Origin of the sequence: Vibrio sp. Y42_MX_L11, from assembly GCF_024181785.1 — a bacterium.
GTDB lineage: Bacteria > Pseudomonadota > Gammaproteobacteria > Enterobacterales > Vibrionaceae > Vibrio > Vibrio diabolicus.
Genome location: NZ_JAMZAP010000006.1, coordinates 143,646 through 157,967 on the forward strand (window position 1 = coordinate 143,646; position 14,322 = coordinate 157,967).

At 45.8% G+C, this 14,322-nt stretch carries 12 protein-coding genes; 9 read left to right on the plus strand and 3 right to left on the minus strand.

Going from position 1 to position 14,322, the window contains the following annotated elements; translation table 11 throughout:
• Positions 1-5 precede the first annotated feature (5 nt).
• The 9 genes from flgG to NL643_RS08700 all read left to right on the plus strand — a co-directional run bounded on the left by flgG (position 6) and on the right by NL643_RS08700 (position 11,448).
• Positions 6-794, plus strand: coding sequence for a flagellar basal-body rod protein FlgG (gene flgG, locus NL643_RS08660; RefSeq protein ID WP_005382032.1), 789 nt, complete (start codon positions 6-8; stop codon positions 792-794).
• A gap of 30 nt (positions 795-824) precedes the next feature.
• On the plus strand, positions 825-1,604 hold the full coding sequence (gene flgH / locus NL643_RS08665; protein WP_006743029.1) for a flagellar basal body L-ring protein FlgH: 780 nt from the start codon (positions 825-827) through the stop codon (positions 1,602-1,604).
• A 43-nt stretch (positions 1,605-1,647) separates the two neighbouring features.
• Positions 1,648-2,739, plus strand: a complete 1,092-nt coding sequence (locus NL643_RS08670) for a flagellar basal body P-ring protein FlgI (protein WP_006743028.1) — start codon at positions 1,648-1,650, stop codon at positions 2,737-2,739.
• 16 nt (positions 2,740-2,755) lie between these two features.
• Positions 2,756-3,682: a flagellar assembly peptidoglycan hydrolase FlgJ gene (gene flgJ, locus NL643_RS08675; RefSeq protein WP_046874278.1), complete on the plus strand. Its 927-nt coding sequence runs from the start codon at positions 2,756-2,758 to the stop codon at positions 3,680-3,682.
• Between the two features lie 159 nt (positions 3,683-3,841).
• Positions 3,842-5,782 carry a flagellar hook-associated protein FlgK gene (flgK, locus tag NL643_RS08680; RefSeq protein WP_012842055.1) on the plus strand — a complete coding sequence of 647 codons (1,941 nt, stop codon included), beginning with the start codon at positions 3,842-3,844 and terminating at the stop codon, positions 5,780-5,782.
• A gap of 13 nt (positions 5,783-5,795) precedes the next feature.
• On the plus strand, positions 5,796-6,989 hold the full coding sequence (gene flgL / locus NL643_RS08685; protein ID WP_005393113.1) for a flagellar hook-associated protein FlgL: 1,194 nt from the start codon (positions 5,796-5,798) through the stop codon (positions 6,987-6,989).
• Positions 6,990-7,412: 423 nt separating this feature from the next.
• The gene (locus NL643_RS08690) at positions 7,413-8,567 is read left to right on the plus strand and encodes a flagellin (RefSeq protein WP_006743025.1); all 1,155 of its coding nucleotides are present in this window, start codon (positions 7,413-7,415) and stop codon (positions 8,565-8,567) included.
• 506 nt (positions 8,568-9,073) lie between these two features.
• Entirely contained in the window at positions 9,074-10,207 is a 1,134-nt protein-coding gene (locus NL643_RS08695; protein WP_005393103.1) for a flagellin, read from the plus strand.
• A 116-nt stretch (positions 10,208-10,323) separates the two neighbouring features.
• Positions 10,324-11,448, plus strand: a complete 1,125-nt coding sequence (locus tag NL643_RS08700; RefSeq protein ID WP_253644270.1) for a flagellin — start codon at positions 10,324-10,326, stop codon at positions 11,446-11,448.
• A gap of 80 nt (positions 11,449-11,528) precedes the next feature.
• On the opposite strand, the gene crr is transcribed toward NL643_RS08700, so the two are convergent.
• The 3 genes from crr to NL643_RS08715 form a co-directional block, all read right to left on the minus strand.
• Positions 11,529-12,038, minus strand: a complete 510-nt coding sequence (gene crr / locus NL643_RS08705; RefSeq protein ID WP_005382041.1) for a PTS glucose transporter subunit IIA — start codon at positions 12,036-12,038, stop codon at positions 11,529-11,531.
• A 121-nt stretch (positions 12,039-12,159) separates the two neighbouring features.
• Positions 12,160-13,884 carry a phosphoenolpyruvate-protein phosphotransferase PtsI gene (gene ptsI / locus NL643_RS08710; RefSeq protein WP_005393100.1) on the minus strand — a complete coding sequence of 575 codons (1,725 nt, stop codon included), beginning with the start codon at positions 13,882-13,884 and terminating at the stop codon, positions 12,160-12,162.
• Positions 13,885-14,024: 140 nt separating this feature from the next.
• Positions 14,025-14,282 (minus strand): HPr family phosphocarrier protein, encoded by a 258-nt coding sequence (locus tag NL643_RS08715; RefSeq protein ID WP_005382043.1) that lies wholly within the window; start codon positions 14,280-14,282, stop codon positions 14,025-14,027.
• Between the last annotated feature and the right edge of the window lie 40 nt (positions 14,283-14,322).

Here is a 14,322-nt window from a genome sequence, read left to right on the forward strand (position 1 = left end):
TCACTATGCATCCAGCACTATGGGTAAGTAAAACAGGTCTAGACGCCCAACAAACCAACATTGCCACGATTTCGAACAACTTGGCGAATGCCTCTACTGTCGGCTACAAAAAGAGCCGTGCGGTATTCGAAGATTTGTTCTATCAGAACATCAACCAGCCTGGCGGCCAATCATCTCAGAACACTGAGCTTCCGAGTGGCTTGATGCTAGGTGCGGGTTCTAAAGTGGTTGCGACGCAAAAAGTGCACACGCATGGTAATGCGCAGACAACGACCAACGCACTGGACATGATGGTTGAAGGCGACGGCTTCTTCCAAGTGACGTTGCCGGATGGCAACATCGGTTACACCCGTAACGGTCAGTTCACGTTAAATGGTGAAGGCACGTTAGTCACGTCGGGTTCTGGCTACCCTGTAGAACCTGAAATTGTGATTCCAGAAGATGCGATTTCTATCACTGTCGGTACGGATGGTGAAGTATCGGTTCGCGTCCGTGGTCAGCAAGACAACCAAGTCGTTGGTCAGCTAACCATTACAGACTTTGTTAACCCAGGTGGCCTAGAGCCAATTGGCCAGAACCTTTACTTACCAACGGGTGCTAGTGGCGATCCACAAGAAGGTGTTCCTGGTTTGGACGGTTTGGGTGAAATCCGTCAATCCATGTTGGAAGCGTCTAACGTGAATGTAACGGAAGAGTTGGTCAACATGATCGAAGCCCAGCGCGTTTACGAAATGAACTCAAAAGTGATCTCGTCAGTCGATAAGATGATGAGCTTTGTTAACCAGCAGTTATAACGGTTAAGAGCAAGAATTGAGGAGCTCACGATGAAACGTATTTGTCTACTTGCTTTGATTGCCACGATGTCGGGTTGTGCCATGTTAGAGCCGATTGAAACGGATGAAGTGACGCAAGCAACCACTGTGGTCGACGCAGTAGAAGGCGATAAATCGAAAGAAGAGAGCAGCGGTATCGTGGATACACTGCGTGGCAGAAGCGATCCGGTTGCGGGTGATCCTGCATGGGCTCCGATTCATCCGAAAAAGAAACCTGAGCATTATGCTGCTGCAACAGGTTCACTGTTTAGCGCCGAGCACATTACCGATCTTTACGACGATTCCAAGCCACGTGGTATTGGCGACATTATTACCGTGACACTGGATGAGACTACCAGCGCCACGAAAAGCGCCAATGCCGATTTATCGAAAACCAATGAAGCGCAAATGGACCCGCTTCAAGTGGGCGGAGAAGAGCTGCAAATTGGTGGCAAATACAATTTCTCTTATGACTTAAATAACTCAAACTCATTTGCGGGTGACTCTTCTGCTAAGCAGAGTAACAGCATCAGTGGTTACATTACTGTTGAGGTGATTGAAGTTCTGGCAAATGGCAACCTCGTTATCCGTGGAGAAAAATGGATGACGCTTAATACGGGTGATGAGTACATACGTTTAAGTGGCACTATTCGTCCGGATGACATTAGTTTCGATAATACTATTGCATCAAACCGTGTTTCTAACGCAAGAATTCAGTACTCTGGCACCGGTGTACAACAAGATATGCAAGAGCCGGGTTTCTTGGCACGATTCTTTAATGTAGCGCTATAACACGCCGTGCTGACGGCAATTTGACTGCAAGAGATAAGTAAGCATGAAAAAACTCCTTTTAATACTGATGAGCGTTGCTCTGTTTTCTACCGCTGCCCAAGCTGCACGTATCAAAGACGTCGCGCAAGTGGCAGGTGTACGAAGCAACCAACTCGTGGGTTATGGTTTGGTTTCAGGCTTACCTGGCACAGGCGAAGCGAACCCGTTTACGGAGCAAAGTTTCGCCGCTATGCTGCAAAACTTCGGCATTCAGATGCCGCCGGGCACAAAGCCAAAAATTAAAAACGTTGCTGCAGTCATGGTAACGGCAGAGTTGCCGCCTTTCTCTAAACCAGGTCAGCAAGTAGACGTGACAGTTTCTTCCATCGGAAGTGCCAAAAGTTTGCGTGGTGGTACGCTACTGCAAACGTTCCTCAAAGGTCTCGATGGTCAAGTTTACGCGGTTGCTCAAGGTAACTTAGTGGTGAGCGGCTTCAGCGCTGAAGGTGCTGACGGTTCAAAAATCGTAGGTAACAATCCAACCGTTGGTCTTATCTCTAGTGGTGCGACAGTAGAGCGAGAAATTCCAAACCCATTTGGTCGTGGCGATTACATCACGTTCAACTTGCTTGAGTCAGACTTCACAACGGCTCAACGTATGGCGGATGCGGTAAACAACTTCCTTGGCCCACAAATGGCGAGCGCGGTAGACGCGACGTCGGTACGTGTACGTGCCCCTCGTGATGTCAGCCAGCGTGTGGCGTTCTTATCGGCAATTGAAAACCTAGAGTTCGACCCTGCAGATGGCGCAGCCAAAATCATCGTTAACTCTCGTACCGGTACCATCGTAGTTGGTAAACATGTTCGCCTTAAACCTGCTGCGGTAACTCATGGCGGAATGACGGTCGCAATCAAAGAAAACCTGAATGTTAGCCAACCTAACGGCTTTTCTGGTGGGCAAACCGTTGTCGTGCCAGACTCGGATATCGAAGTCAGCGAAGAGCAGGGCAAGATGTTTAAGTTCGAGCCAGGCTTAACGTTGGATGATTTGGTCCGTGCTGTTAACCAAGTCGGCGCAGCGCCGTCGGATTTGATGGCTATCTTGCAAGCATTGAAACAAGCTGGCGCCATTGAAGGCCAGTTGATCATCATTTAATGGTTAGGAGGTAGGTATAATGAACAATCCTAACGACATTGGTTTTATTCATGACATCAGTTCGCTGGATACCCTGCGTCAAAAAGCAGTGAAGGAAGGTAAAGATGGCGAGCAAGAAGCACTGCGTGCAGCGGCTCGTCAGTTCGAATCTATTTTCACCTCCATGATGTTGAAATCCATGCGAGAAGCCAATGAGGGCTTTGAGTCCAACATGATGAACAGCCAGAACGAGAAGTTCTATCGACAAATGCTGGATGAGCAGATGGCGAGCGAGCTCAGTTCGTCTGGTTCAATGGGCTTGGCCGATATGATTGTTAAGCAATTAACGGCTGGGCAAGGTAACGACAAGAGTGAAACTGCAATGCGTGATGCGGCAAATAATGCCGTGGAATATCGTCGTGTTGACCCGAAAAAAGCGCGTGAGATTGAACAGCGCTTGATTGAATCTGGTCAGCTATCTCGACCAAGCAATGAACCAACTCGATTCGATTCGCCAGAATCTTTTGTTAACTCGATGAAGCCATACGCGGAGAAAGCCGCGAAAGCCCTAGGTGTCGAGCCATCTCTGCTACTTGCGCAAGCGGCTTTGGAAACCGGGTGGGGACAAAAGGTCGTGAAGAACGCGCGTGGCAGCAGCAACAACTTATTTAACATCAAAGCAGATCGAAGCTGGCAGGGTGACAAAGTGACGACTCAAACGCTAGAGTTCCACGATAATACGCCAGTGAAAGAGACGGCAGCGTTTCGCGCCTACTCAAATTACGAAGACAGCTTTAATGATTTTGTGCGCTTTTTAAATGACAACCCACGTTACGAGACAGCATTGCAACAGCGAGGGAATTCAGAGTCATTTATTCGCGGCATCCACAGCGCGGGTTACGCGACCGATCCGAATTACGCAGACAAAGTCCTGCAGGTGAAGCAGAAAATCGAAAGTATGTAATTTACTCTTCGCCAGTTCATGTTGTTTTCGAAGGCTTGCCACAGTGCAAGCCTTTACTTTTTCTGAACATTCACACCTCTCTTTTATTTGGCACACCTTTTGCTTTGATGTGTCTAGGTGATCGGTTTTGCCGATTTTATTTCGTTTTTGGGGGCATGTATGGCGTCAGATCTTCTGAATGTAGGTACTCAAAGTGTGCTTACTGCTCAGAGACAATTAAACACCACTGGTCATAACATTTCTAATGTTAATACAGAGGGTTATAGCCGCCAGTCTGTTATCCAAGGTACGAATGATCCGCGCATGTTTGGTGGTTCTACCTACGGCATGGGTGTGCATGTGGAAAATGTTCGCCGCTCGTGGGATCAGTTTGCCGTGAATGAACTGAACTTGTCGTCAACCAACAATGCCAACAAAACGGATACCCAAGACAATCTTGATATGCTCTCTAGCATGTTGAGCTCAGTTGCATCGAAGAAAATCCCAGAGAACTTGAACGAGTGGTTCGATGCGGTCAAAACCATGGCAGATACCCCGAACGATTTGGGGGCACGAAAAGTGGTATTGGAAAAGGCGAAAATCTTCTCTGATACATTAAATGACTTCCATGAAACCGTACGGTTGCAATCTGACGTCACCAATAAAAAATTGGATATGGGCATTGAACGCGTGAACCAACTTGCCTTGGAAATCCGCGATGTGCATCGGTTAATGATGCGCACACCCGGTCCACACAATGATTTGATGGACCAGCATGAAAAGCTGGTTACTGAGCTATCTGAGTACACCAAAGTAACCGTAACCCCACGCAAAAATGCGGAAGGATTTAATGTTCACATCGGCAATGGGCACACGCTAGTTTCTGGCACGGAAGCAAGCCAGCTCAAAATGATTGACGGCTATCCTGATGTTCACCAAAGACGCTTAGCAATGGTGGAAGGGGATGGCATTAAAGCGATCAAGTCTGACGACATGGATGGCAAAATCGGTGCCTTGCTTGAAATGCGCGACAAACACATTCCACAACTGCAAGATGAAATGGGCCGTTTAGCGACGGGCTTTTCCTACAAAATTAATCAGCTGCAATCTCAAGGTCTGGATCTTAACGGTAAGATAGGTAAAGACGTATTTACCGACGTGAACTCTGAGCTGGTGGCAAAATCTCGAGTTTTTGCTGCGCCTGACTCTCAAGCAGATGTTGCGGTTTACATTGATGATATTTCAGCGATCAAAGGTGGTGAATATTCGCTACGTTATGATGGCGACCAGTATAGCGTGACAACACCGAAAGGTGAGCAAATGTCGTTGAACATTGATCAATCAGATTCTTCGTTTGTTCTGGATGGTATGAAAGTGCAAATCGGTGAAGGTCTTGCCGCTGGTGAGCGCGTATTATTGCGCCCAACACGAAGTGGCGCAGCCATCATAAAGATGGAAACCAATGATGCAAAAGCCATTGCAGCGCAAAGTTATGAAGCTTCAACCACTTTTGCTCAAGGTAACGCCAAGTTCAAAATTCGTGAGGCGGGGGATGTCAAAGAGTTTGAGGTCACCGTACAACCAGCCGACGAGAAACATGATAAGCCATGGTTAAAGATCACGGACAACAAAGGCAATTTGCTATCGGACAAATACTCATACCCGCTAGACAAAGATAACCCGATGATTGAAATCTCAGTGCCGAAAAGTCATCCGCTGTATAAAAACGGCGATGCGACTGTATTTGAGCTGAGCGAAGGTGCGCTGATGAATGACAAGTTCACCGCTAACTTGGTGCCTTCGGAAGGTGGTAATGGCAACTTGAGAAAAATGCAGAAGATCCAAACAGATAAGATGATGGACGGAAAATCCAGTACTTTGATTGATGTTTATCACAACCTCAATACCGAAGTCGGATTGAAATCTTCTACAGCAAACCGATTAGCTTCTGTCGCTCGCTTAGAGCATGAGGCGGCACAAGAGCGCGTTGCTTCTATCTCTGGCGTTAACCTCGATGAAGAAGCGGCCAACATGATGAAGTTTCAACAAGCGTACATGGCTTCATCACGTGTGATGCAAGCGGCGAATGACACCTTCAATACCATTTTACAACTGAGGTAAGGAGAAGAGATAAGTGCTAACCCGAATTTCTAGTTTCCATAACTATCAGTCCGTACAAAATGATTTGCGTCGTCAAGAGAATAAGGTTCACCATAACCAAGAGCAACTTGCTTCAGGGAAAAAGTTACTGAAACCTAGCGACGATCCCCTTGCGTCGCATTACATTCAAAATATTAGTCAGCAACAAGAACAGCTACAACAATATCTTAGCTCGATAGTGTTGGTGCGTAATCGTCTAGAAAACCACGAAGTTAATATTGCCAATGCAGAGAACTTTGCCGACGAGTCGAAGCGCTTAACGATGGAGATGATTAACGGTGCGTTTTCTGCGGAAGACCGACAAGCAAAGAAGCGTGAGCTAGAAGAGATTGCGAACAACTTCCTTAACTTAGTGAACTCGCAAGATGAATCTGGTAACTACGTGTTTGCTGGCACTAAGCCAAAAAGCCAACCATTCTATCGCGATAAAGACGGTAGTGTTCAGTACGCTGGAGACGATTACCAGCGCAAAATGAAAGTCTCCAGCATGCTTGAGATGCCAATGAACGATCCTGGCAGCAAGCTGTTTATGGAGATACCAAACCCATTTGGCGATTATCAGCCGAATTACGATCTACAAAACGGTTCTGAGTTGCTATTAAACAGAGCCACTAACGTTGATACGAAGGATGATGCGGCGTATCGCGTGACATTTGTCGATATGAACAACGGCAAATTTGGTTACCAACTAGAGCGTAACGGTAAAGTCGTGGATGCCGATGAGTTTTCTCCAGAAAAAGGCATTGAGTACAAAGGCCTGAAAGTGCACGTAAAAGGTCAAATTACGCCTGGCGATAGCATCGAGATCGAAAAGCGGGCAGAGTTCAGCATTTTCGATACCTTCAAGGATGCAATGGCGTGGTCAGATAAATCGGTGTCGGATACGTCGGCGACCGCCAAATTGCACCAAATGACAGAAGAATTTCACGCTGCTTTTATCCATTTGAATAAAGCGCGTACTGATGCTGGCGCTCGATTGAGCACGCTCGATATCCAAGAGCAAAACCACGAAGACTTTAATTTGTCTCTGGCGAAAGCGAAGAGCAACTTTGAGGATTTGGATTACTCTAAAGCCGTTATCGAGTTCAGTGAAAACTCGCGAGCGTTACAGGCATCGCAACAAGCATTCGGTAAGACCAAAGATCTAACTCTGTTTAACTATATTTAGTCTGACTTAAGACACACTGTCTGATTTTTGATGCCTTATGTGCAAAGCCTTAAGTGCGATAAATCGACGTAAATTAAGAGTCATGCTATGCGGCACGATTTTATCCAAAGCGGCAATGACGCGAGAGGCAAGTCGGGCGGCAACAAAGTAGCGGTCAATATCTATGAAGCAAGATGAGCCTCATTATCCGGAAATGGTTTAGTGATAACGCTAACTTATTGTTTATGTGCTTCTTTTAAAAGCGGTGAAATAAATTTTATAAGTTGGCACACAAATTGTATTGAAAATATCAGAACAGATTTAGAGATTCTAAACCCTGCGTTTAAGGCAGATTTAGCAAGTAATTTTTACGGTCAGTGCTTATCCAAATGAGAGTAAAGCTGGCCGCTTCGCAAAAGCTTGCGAACTCAAAAGGAGAGCAAAATGGCTGTAACAGTTAGTACTAACGTCTCCGCGATGACCGCGCAGCGTTACCTAAACAAAGCGACTGACGAATTAAATACGTCGATGGAGCGCTTATCTTCAGGACATAAGATTAACAGTGCAAAAGATGATGCGGCAGGTCTACAGATCTCTAACCGCTTAACTGCACAGTCTCGTGGTCTAGATGTCGCAATGCGTAACGCGAACGATGGTATCTCGATTGCACAAACCGCTGAAGGTGCGATGAATGAGGCAACATCTGTCATGCAACGTATGCGTGACCTTGCTATTCAATCATCGAACGGTACTAACTCTCCGGCTGAGCGTCAGGCGATCAACGAAGAGTCAATGGCATTGATTGACGAGCTAAACCGTATCGCAGAAACCACGTCATTCGGTGGCCGTCGTCTATTGAACGGCTCATTCGGTGAAGCGGCATTCCAGATTGGTGCGAGCTCAGGTGAAGCAATGATTATGGGGCTAACCAGCATTCGTGCGGACGATACTCGCATGGGCGGTGTGACCTTCTTATCGGAAAACGGTAAAGATAAAGATTGGGGCGTTGACCCAGCTAAATCGGATCTAAAAATCACTTTGCCAGGTATGGGTGAAGACGAAGACGGCAATGTCGATGATCTAGAAATCAACATTAATGCAAAAGCAGGTGACGACATCGAAGAGCTTGCAACGTACATTAATGGTCAGTCTGATATGATCAACGCGTCTGTAAGTGAAGATGGCAAGTTACAAGTTTTTGTTGCACATCCAAACGTTCAGGGTGAAATTTCAATTTCGGGTGGATTGGCGTCTGAGCTTGGTTTGAGCGATGAACCTCTTAGAACATCAGTACAAGATATTGATATGACAACCGTACAAGGTTCTCAAAACGCTATCTCTGTGCTGGATTCGGCACTGAAATACGTGGATTCACAACGTGCGGACTTGGGTGCGAAGCAAAACCGTCTGAGTCACAGCATCAACAACTTGGCAAACATCCAAGAAAACGTTGACGCGTCAAACAGCCGAATTAAAGACACGGACTTTGCGAAAGAAACCACGCAAATGACCAAAGCACAAATTTTGCAACAAGCAGGTACATCAATTCTTGCTCAAGCGAAACAGTTGCCAAACTCTGCAATGTCACTATTGCAGTAGTTTACTTAGCCTGTACTCAATACATTCAGACGTGGATGGAAATGCAGGCTTTTGGCAAGCAACTTTATAATAGAATGAGCGGCTCTCTCATCTCTCACCTGCCAATCATTTTCAATGTAAAGTTGCACTCGGTATGCCGGAAATGTGTTCATTTCTCTTGATCTCCACATAGGCTCTGGCGACCAACCTAGCCCCAGTTCTCTCAAAGGAAAAGGGGCTTTTTCTTTTCTAATTCTCACGTCTATCGTCTGCGAACTTACCTTTAATTGTTTCCTTTTGCTGGTTTTCTATACAATTTGGCCCTCTCGGCTCGATTTGTGGAAACTTGAGCACTTTTTCTTACTTTTCTTCAATTTTATTAGCTAAATCTCGCAATGTTATTTTTTTAAATTTTTTTCTAAAGCTTCTGAATTTGGTGTCGTTAATAGGGGTAACTTTGAGAGAACTACTTGGTTTTCCGAGACGTCGGAAACCGCTATACCGGAAAATCAATTGGAGAAATCACCATGGCAGTGAATGTAAACACTAACGTATCAGCGATGACCGCTCAGCGTTACCTAAACAACGCAAACTCAGCTCAACAAACTTCTATGGAGCGTTTGTCTTCGGGTTTCAAAATCAACAGCGCAAAAGATGACGCTGCGGGTCTACAAATCTCGAACCGTTTGAACGTACAAAGCCGTGGTTTGGATGTGGCGGTTCGCAACGCGAACGACGGTATCTCAATTGCACAAACCGCTGAAGGTGCAATGAACGAGACCACTAACATTCTTCAACGTATGCGTGACTTGTCTCTACAATCAGCAAACGGCTCAAACTCGAAATCAGAGCGTGTGGCGATTCAAGAAGAAGTGACCGCGCTAAATGACGAACTAAACCGTATCGCAGAAACCACTTCTTTCGGTGGTAACAAGCTACTAAACGGCACACACGGCGCGAAATCGTTCCAAATCGGTGCGGATAACGGTGAAGCCGTGATGCTTGAGCTAAAAGACATGCGTTCAGACAACAAAATGATGGGCGGTGTGAGCTACCAAGCTGAAAGTGGTAAAGGTAAAGACTGGAACGTTGCTGAAGGTAAGAACGACCTAAAAATCAACCTAACGGACAGCTACGGTCAAGAGCAAGAAATCAACATCAGTGCAAAAGCAGGTGACGATATCGAAGAGCTTGCGACTTACATTAACGGTCAAACTGACCTAGTGAAAGCCTCAGTAGACCAAGACGGTAAACTGCAAATCTTTGCTGGCAACAACAAAGTCGAAGGCGAAGTCGAGTTTTCAGGCGGCCTATCTGGCGAGCTGGGTTTAGGCGAAGGTAAAAAAGTAACGGTAGATACAATCGACGTAACCTCAGTTGGTGGCGCACAAGAATCTGTCGCTATCATCGATGCGGCACTGAAATACGTAGACAGCCACCGCGCAGAGCTGGGTGCATTCCAGAACCGTTTCAACCATGCAATCAGCAACTTGGACAACATCAACGAGAACGTGAATGCGTCGAAGAGCCGTATCAAAGATACTGACTTCGCGAAAGAAACGACTCAAATGACCAAGTCACAAATTCTATCGCAAGCGTCAAGCTCAATCCTTGCGCAAGCGAAACAAGCGCCAAACTCAGCGCTAAGTCTGTTAGGTTAATCACCTCAATAAGACAAGATACAAAAGCCAGGCTCATCCCTGGCTTTTTTGCTTATCGGCTATAACGTTTAGATGCGTCCCAACAGGATGTTCGACAAGGCACTCATATCGATTAGATGGTCTCTTTAAATACCAATGTTGCCGCGATGGTGGCGCAGAGACACTTGAGTCAAGCCGCAGCGCAAAACGTCGAATCACAACGCAACCTGACTTCTGGTTTTCGAATTAACTCGGCGAGTGATGATGCGGCAGGTTTACAGATATCCAATACTCTCCATGTGCAAACGAGAGGGCTTGATGTCGCCTTAAGAAATGCGCACGATGCTTATTCGGTCGCGCAAACCGCGGAAGGCGCGTTACATGAGAGCAGTGATATTTTGCAACGGTTACGCTCTCTAGGGCTTCAAGCGGCAAATGGTAGTAACGATACCAGTGACCGACAAAGCATCCAATACGAGGTCGTAGCGCTGCAGGATGAGCTTGATCGTGTCGCGATCACGACAACATTTGCGGATAAAAAACTGTTTGATGGATCTTACGGTTCACAAAGTTTCCATATTGGAGCGAACGCTAATTCAATCTCTTTGACGTTACGTAATATGCGTAGCCATATCCCAGAGATGGGAGGGCAGCATTATGTTGGTGATGCGGTTGATAAAGATTGGCGAGTCACTAAAGATAACCAAACTCTAAAAGTCGAATACCAAGACAGTAAAGGGCAAACCCAAACGGAATCCATTGGGCTCAAATTGGGTGATCGCATAGAACAGGTCGCCACTTACATCAATGCTCAACAATCGGTAGTGAGTGCCTCAGTAACGGAAAACAATGAACTGCAATTCTTTGCCTCTACGATGAATACGCCAGAAGGAGTGGAGTTAGAAGGCAGTTTAGCGGATGAGCTTGATATAAGCACTGGTCAATTAGTCACAATGGATGACATCGATATGTCGACGGCTGGTAAGGCGCAGCTTTCAATTGGGGTGATTGATGCAGCAATTAAGTACGTTGATTCGCACCGAAGTGAAATTGGCAGCTTTCAGAATCGTGTAAATGGTTCGGTGGATAACTTAAATACCGTGAATCGGAGTGTTACGGAATCCAAGAGTCGAATAAGAGATACAGACTTCGCAAGAGAATCTACGGAAATGGTGCGTTCTCAAGTGCTCCAAGATGCGACAACTGCGTTATTGGCTCAGGCAAAACAAAGGCCGAGTTCGGCACTTGGTCTACTCAGTTGAATCTGGTAAGAAAGCATAAACTTCAGGTAATAAAAAACGCTGCCAATGGCAGCGTTTTTTCGTGTTCGGCTAAGTAAAAATTACTTAGTTACACGTAGAACTGGAGTTTCACCAACAGTCACAGAACCAGAAAGCTTGTTCAGCTCTTTGATTTCGTCCATGTTAGAGATAACAACTGGAGTTAGCGTTGACTTCGCTTTCTCTTCTAGAAGAGCTAGATCGAATTCAATTACAGTGTCGCCAGCTTTAACAGTTTGACCTTCTTCAGCGATACGCGTGAAGCCTTCACCTTTTAGTTCAACTGTGTCGATACCGAAGTGAACGAAAAGCTCAACACCGTCGTCAGACTCGATAGAGAACGCGTGGTTAGTTTCGAAGATCTTACCGATAGTACCGTTTACAGGAGCTACCATTTTGTTGCCTGCTGGCTTGATAGCAATACCGTCACCAACGATTTTCTCAGCGAAAACAACATCTGGCACGTCTTCGATGTTTACAATCTCACCAGAAAGTGGCGCGATGATTTCGATAGCACCAGCGTCAGCACTGTCATCAGATACAAGCTTCTTAAGTTTGTCAAACAGACCCATTGTGTCATGCTCCTAAGGTTTGGTTTTATTCTGTCGAATTATAGTATACCAATATAGCGCATTAGACGACTTTTTTCGCCGTCTAATGGCCATTAAGTATTGAATTACTTGGTACTACCGATTACTGAGCTTTCTCAGCAATAAACTTTTCTACCACTGCTTCGATTTCTGCAGCTGTTGGTAGAGAAAGGGCTTCTTCCGCCATTGCTTTCACTTCTGCGAAGTTAGAGTTACGAACTACTTTCTTCACTTTAGGGATTGAAATGCCGCTCATTGAGAACTCGTCCAGACCCATACCTAGAAGTAGAAGCGTTGCACGCTCGTCACCTGCAAGTTCACCACACATACCAGTCCATTTACCTTCTGCGTGAGAAGCGTCGATAACTTGCTTGATCACGGTTAGTACTGCTGGTGATAGTGGGTTGTAAAGATGAGAGATCATCTCGTTACCACGGTCTACCGCTAGCGTGTACTGGGTTAGGTCGTTTGTACCGATAGAGAAGAAAGACACTTCCTTCGCTAAGTGGTGTGCGATCGCAGCAGCAGCAGGAGTTTCAACCATAACACCGATTTCGATGTTTTCGTCGAACGCGTGGCCTTCAGCGCGTAGCTCTTCTTTGTACTCTTCGATCGCTTTCTTAAGCTCACGGATTTCTTCGACAGAGATGATCATTGGGAACATAATACGCAGTTTGCCGTGTGCAGAAGCACGTAGGATGCCACGTAGCTGATCACGAAGGATTTCACGACGATCCAGGCTGATACGTACAGCACGCCAGCCTAGGAATGGGTTCATCTCTTTTGGAAGATCCATGTATGGGAGATCTTTATCGCCGCCGATATCCATAGTACGGATGATCACAGCTTGACCGTTCATTGCTTCCGCAACTTCTTTGTACGCTTGGTACTGTTCTTCTTCAGTTGGAAGTGCAGTACGGTCCATAAATAGGAATTCAGTACGGTACAGACCAACACCTTCACCGCCGTTACGGAGGATACCGTCACAGTCTTTCACTGTACCGATGTTACCGCAAACTTCTACACGGTGACCGTCAGTCGTTTCTGCGTGCAGGTCTTTCAGTTTCGCTAGCTCTTCTTTTTCAGCTAGGAATGCCGCTTTAACCGCTTTCGCTTCTTCTAGTTCAGCTTCTGATGGGTTAACAACAATCTTGTTGTTCATCGCGTCAAGAATCAGCATATCGCCATTCTTAACTTTTTTCGTGATGTCGTTAGTACCAACGATAGCTGGAAGCTCAAGAGAGCGAGCCATGATTGAAGTGTGAGATGTACGACCGCCGATATCACAAGCAAAACCAAGTACGTAGTCTAGGTTAATTTGTGCCGTTTCAGATGGCGTTAGGTCGTAAGCAACTAGGATAACTTCTTCATTGATGTCGCTAAGCGAAACAATGTTGATACCCAGTGCGTTTTTCACAAAACGAGAACCGATATCGCGGATGTCAGTTGCACGTTCTTTTAGGTATTCGTCATCTAGTGACTCAAGAGCACATGCTTGCTCTTCGATAACTGAGTGGATAGCGTGATCCGCAGTCATCTTGTCGTTTTTGATAAGTGCTAGGATCTCTTCTTCTAGCTCTTCGTCTTCAAGAAGCATGATGTGACCTTCAAAGATCGCTTCTTTTTCTTCACCAAACGTTTCAAGCGCTTTTTGCTTGATTGTTTCTAGCTGAGCTGCAGATTTGTTACGAGCGTCGAAGAAACGCTGAACTTCAGCTTCTACTTGATCGTCAGAAATAGTGTTTGTGTTTAGGACAATTTCATCTTCTTGAAGTAGTAGTGCTTTACCGATTGCAATACCAGGAGATGCTAGGATGCCTGAAATCATAGCCTTACCTTAAGTTTGGTCAACTTTATAAAACGGGAGAATAATGGGTGCGCTAACGAATAGTTTTAGCTTAGTTTTGAGCCTATTTCCAACGAAGCCATTTCGCTTTCACAAAATGGCTTCTGGAGTAGGAGACCGGATTAGTGTAGTTGGTCCATTAGAGCAACTAGGTGGTCAACTGCTTGCTGAGCTTGTGGGCCTTCAGCAGAAATAGTTACTTGAGTACCTTTTACTAGGCCTAGTGTTTGTAGTTTGAATAGGCTCTTAGCGCTAGCGCTTTTACCGTTAGAAGTCACAGTGATGTCTGCGTCGAATGCTTTTGCTTCTTTAACAAACTGTGCAGCTGGACGAGTGTGAAGGCCGTTTTCTGCTGTGATTTCTACTTGCTTCTCGTACATGTGATATACCCCAATAAATGTATTTTTTTGTTAGTTTGTG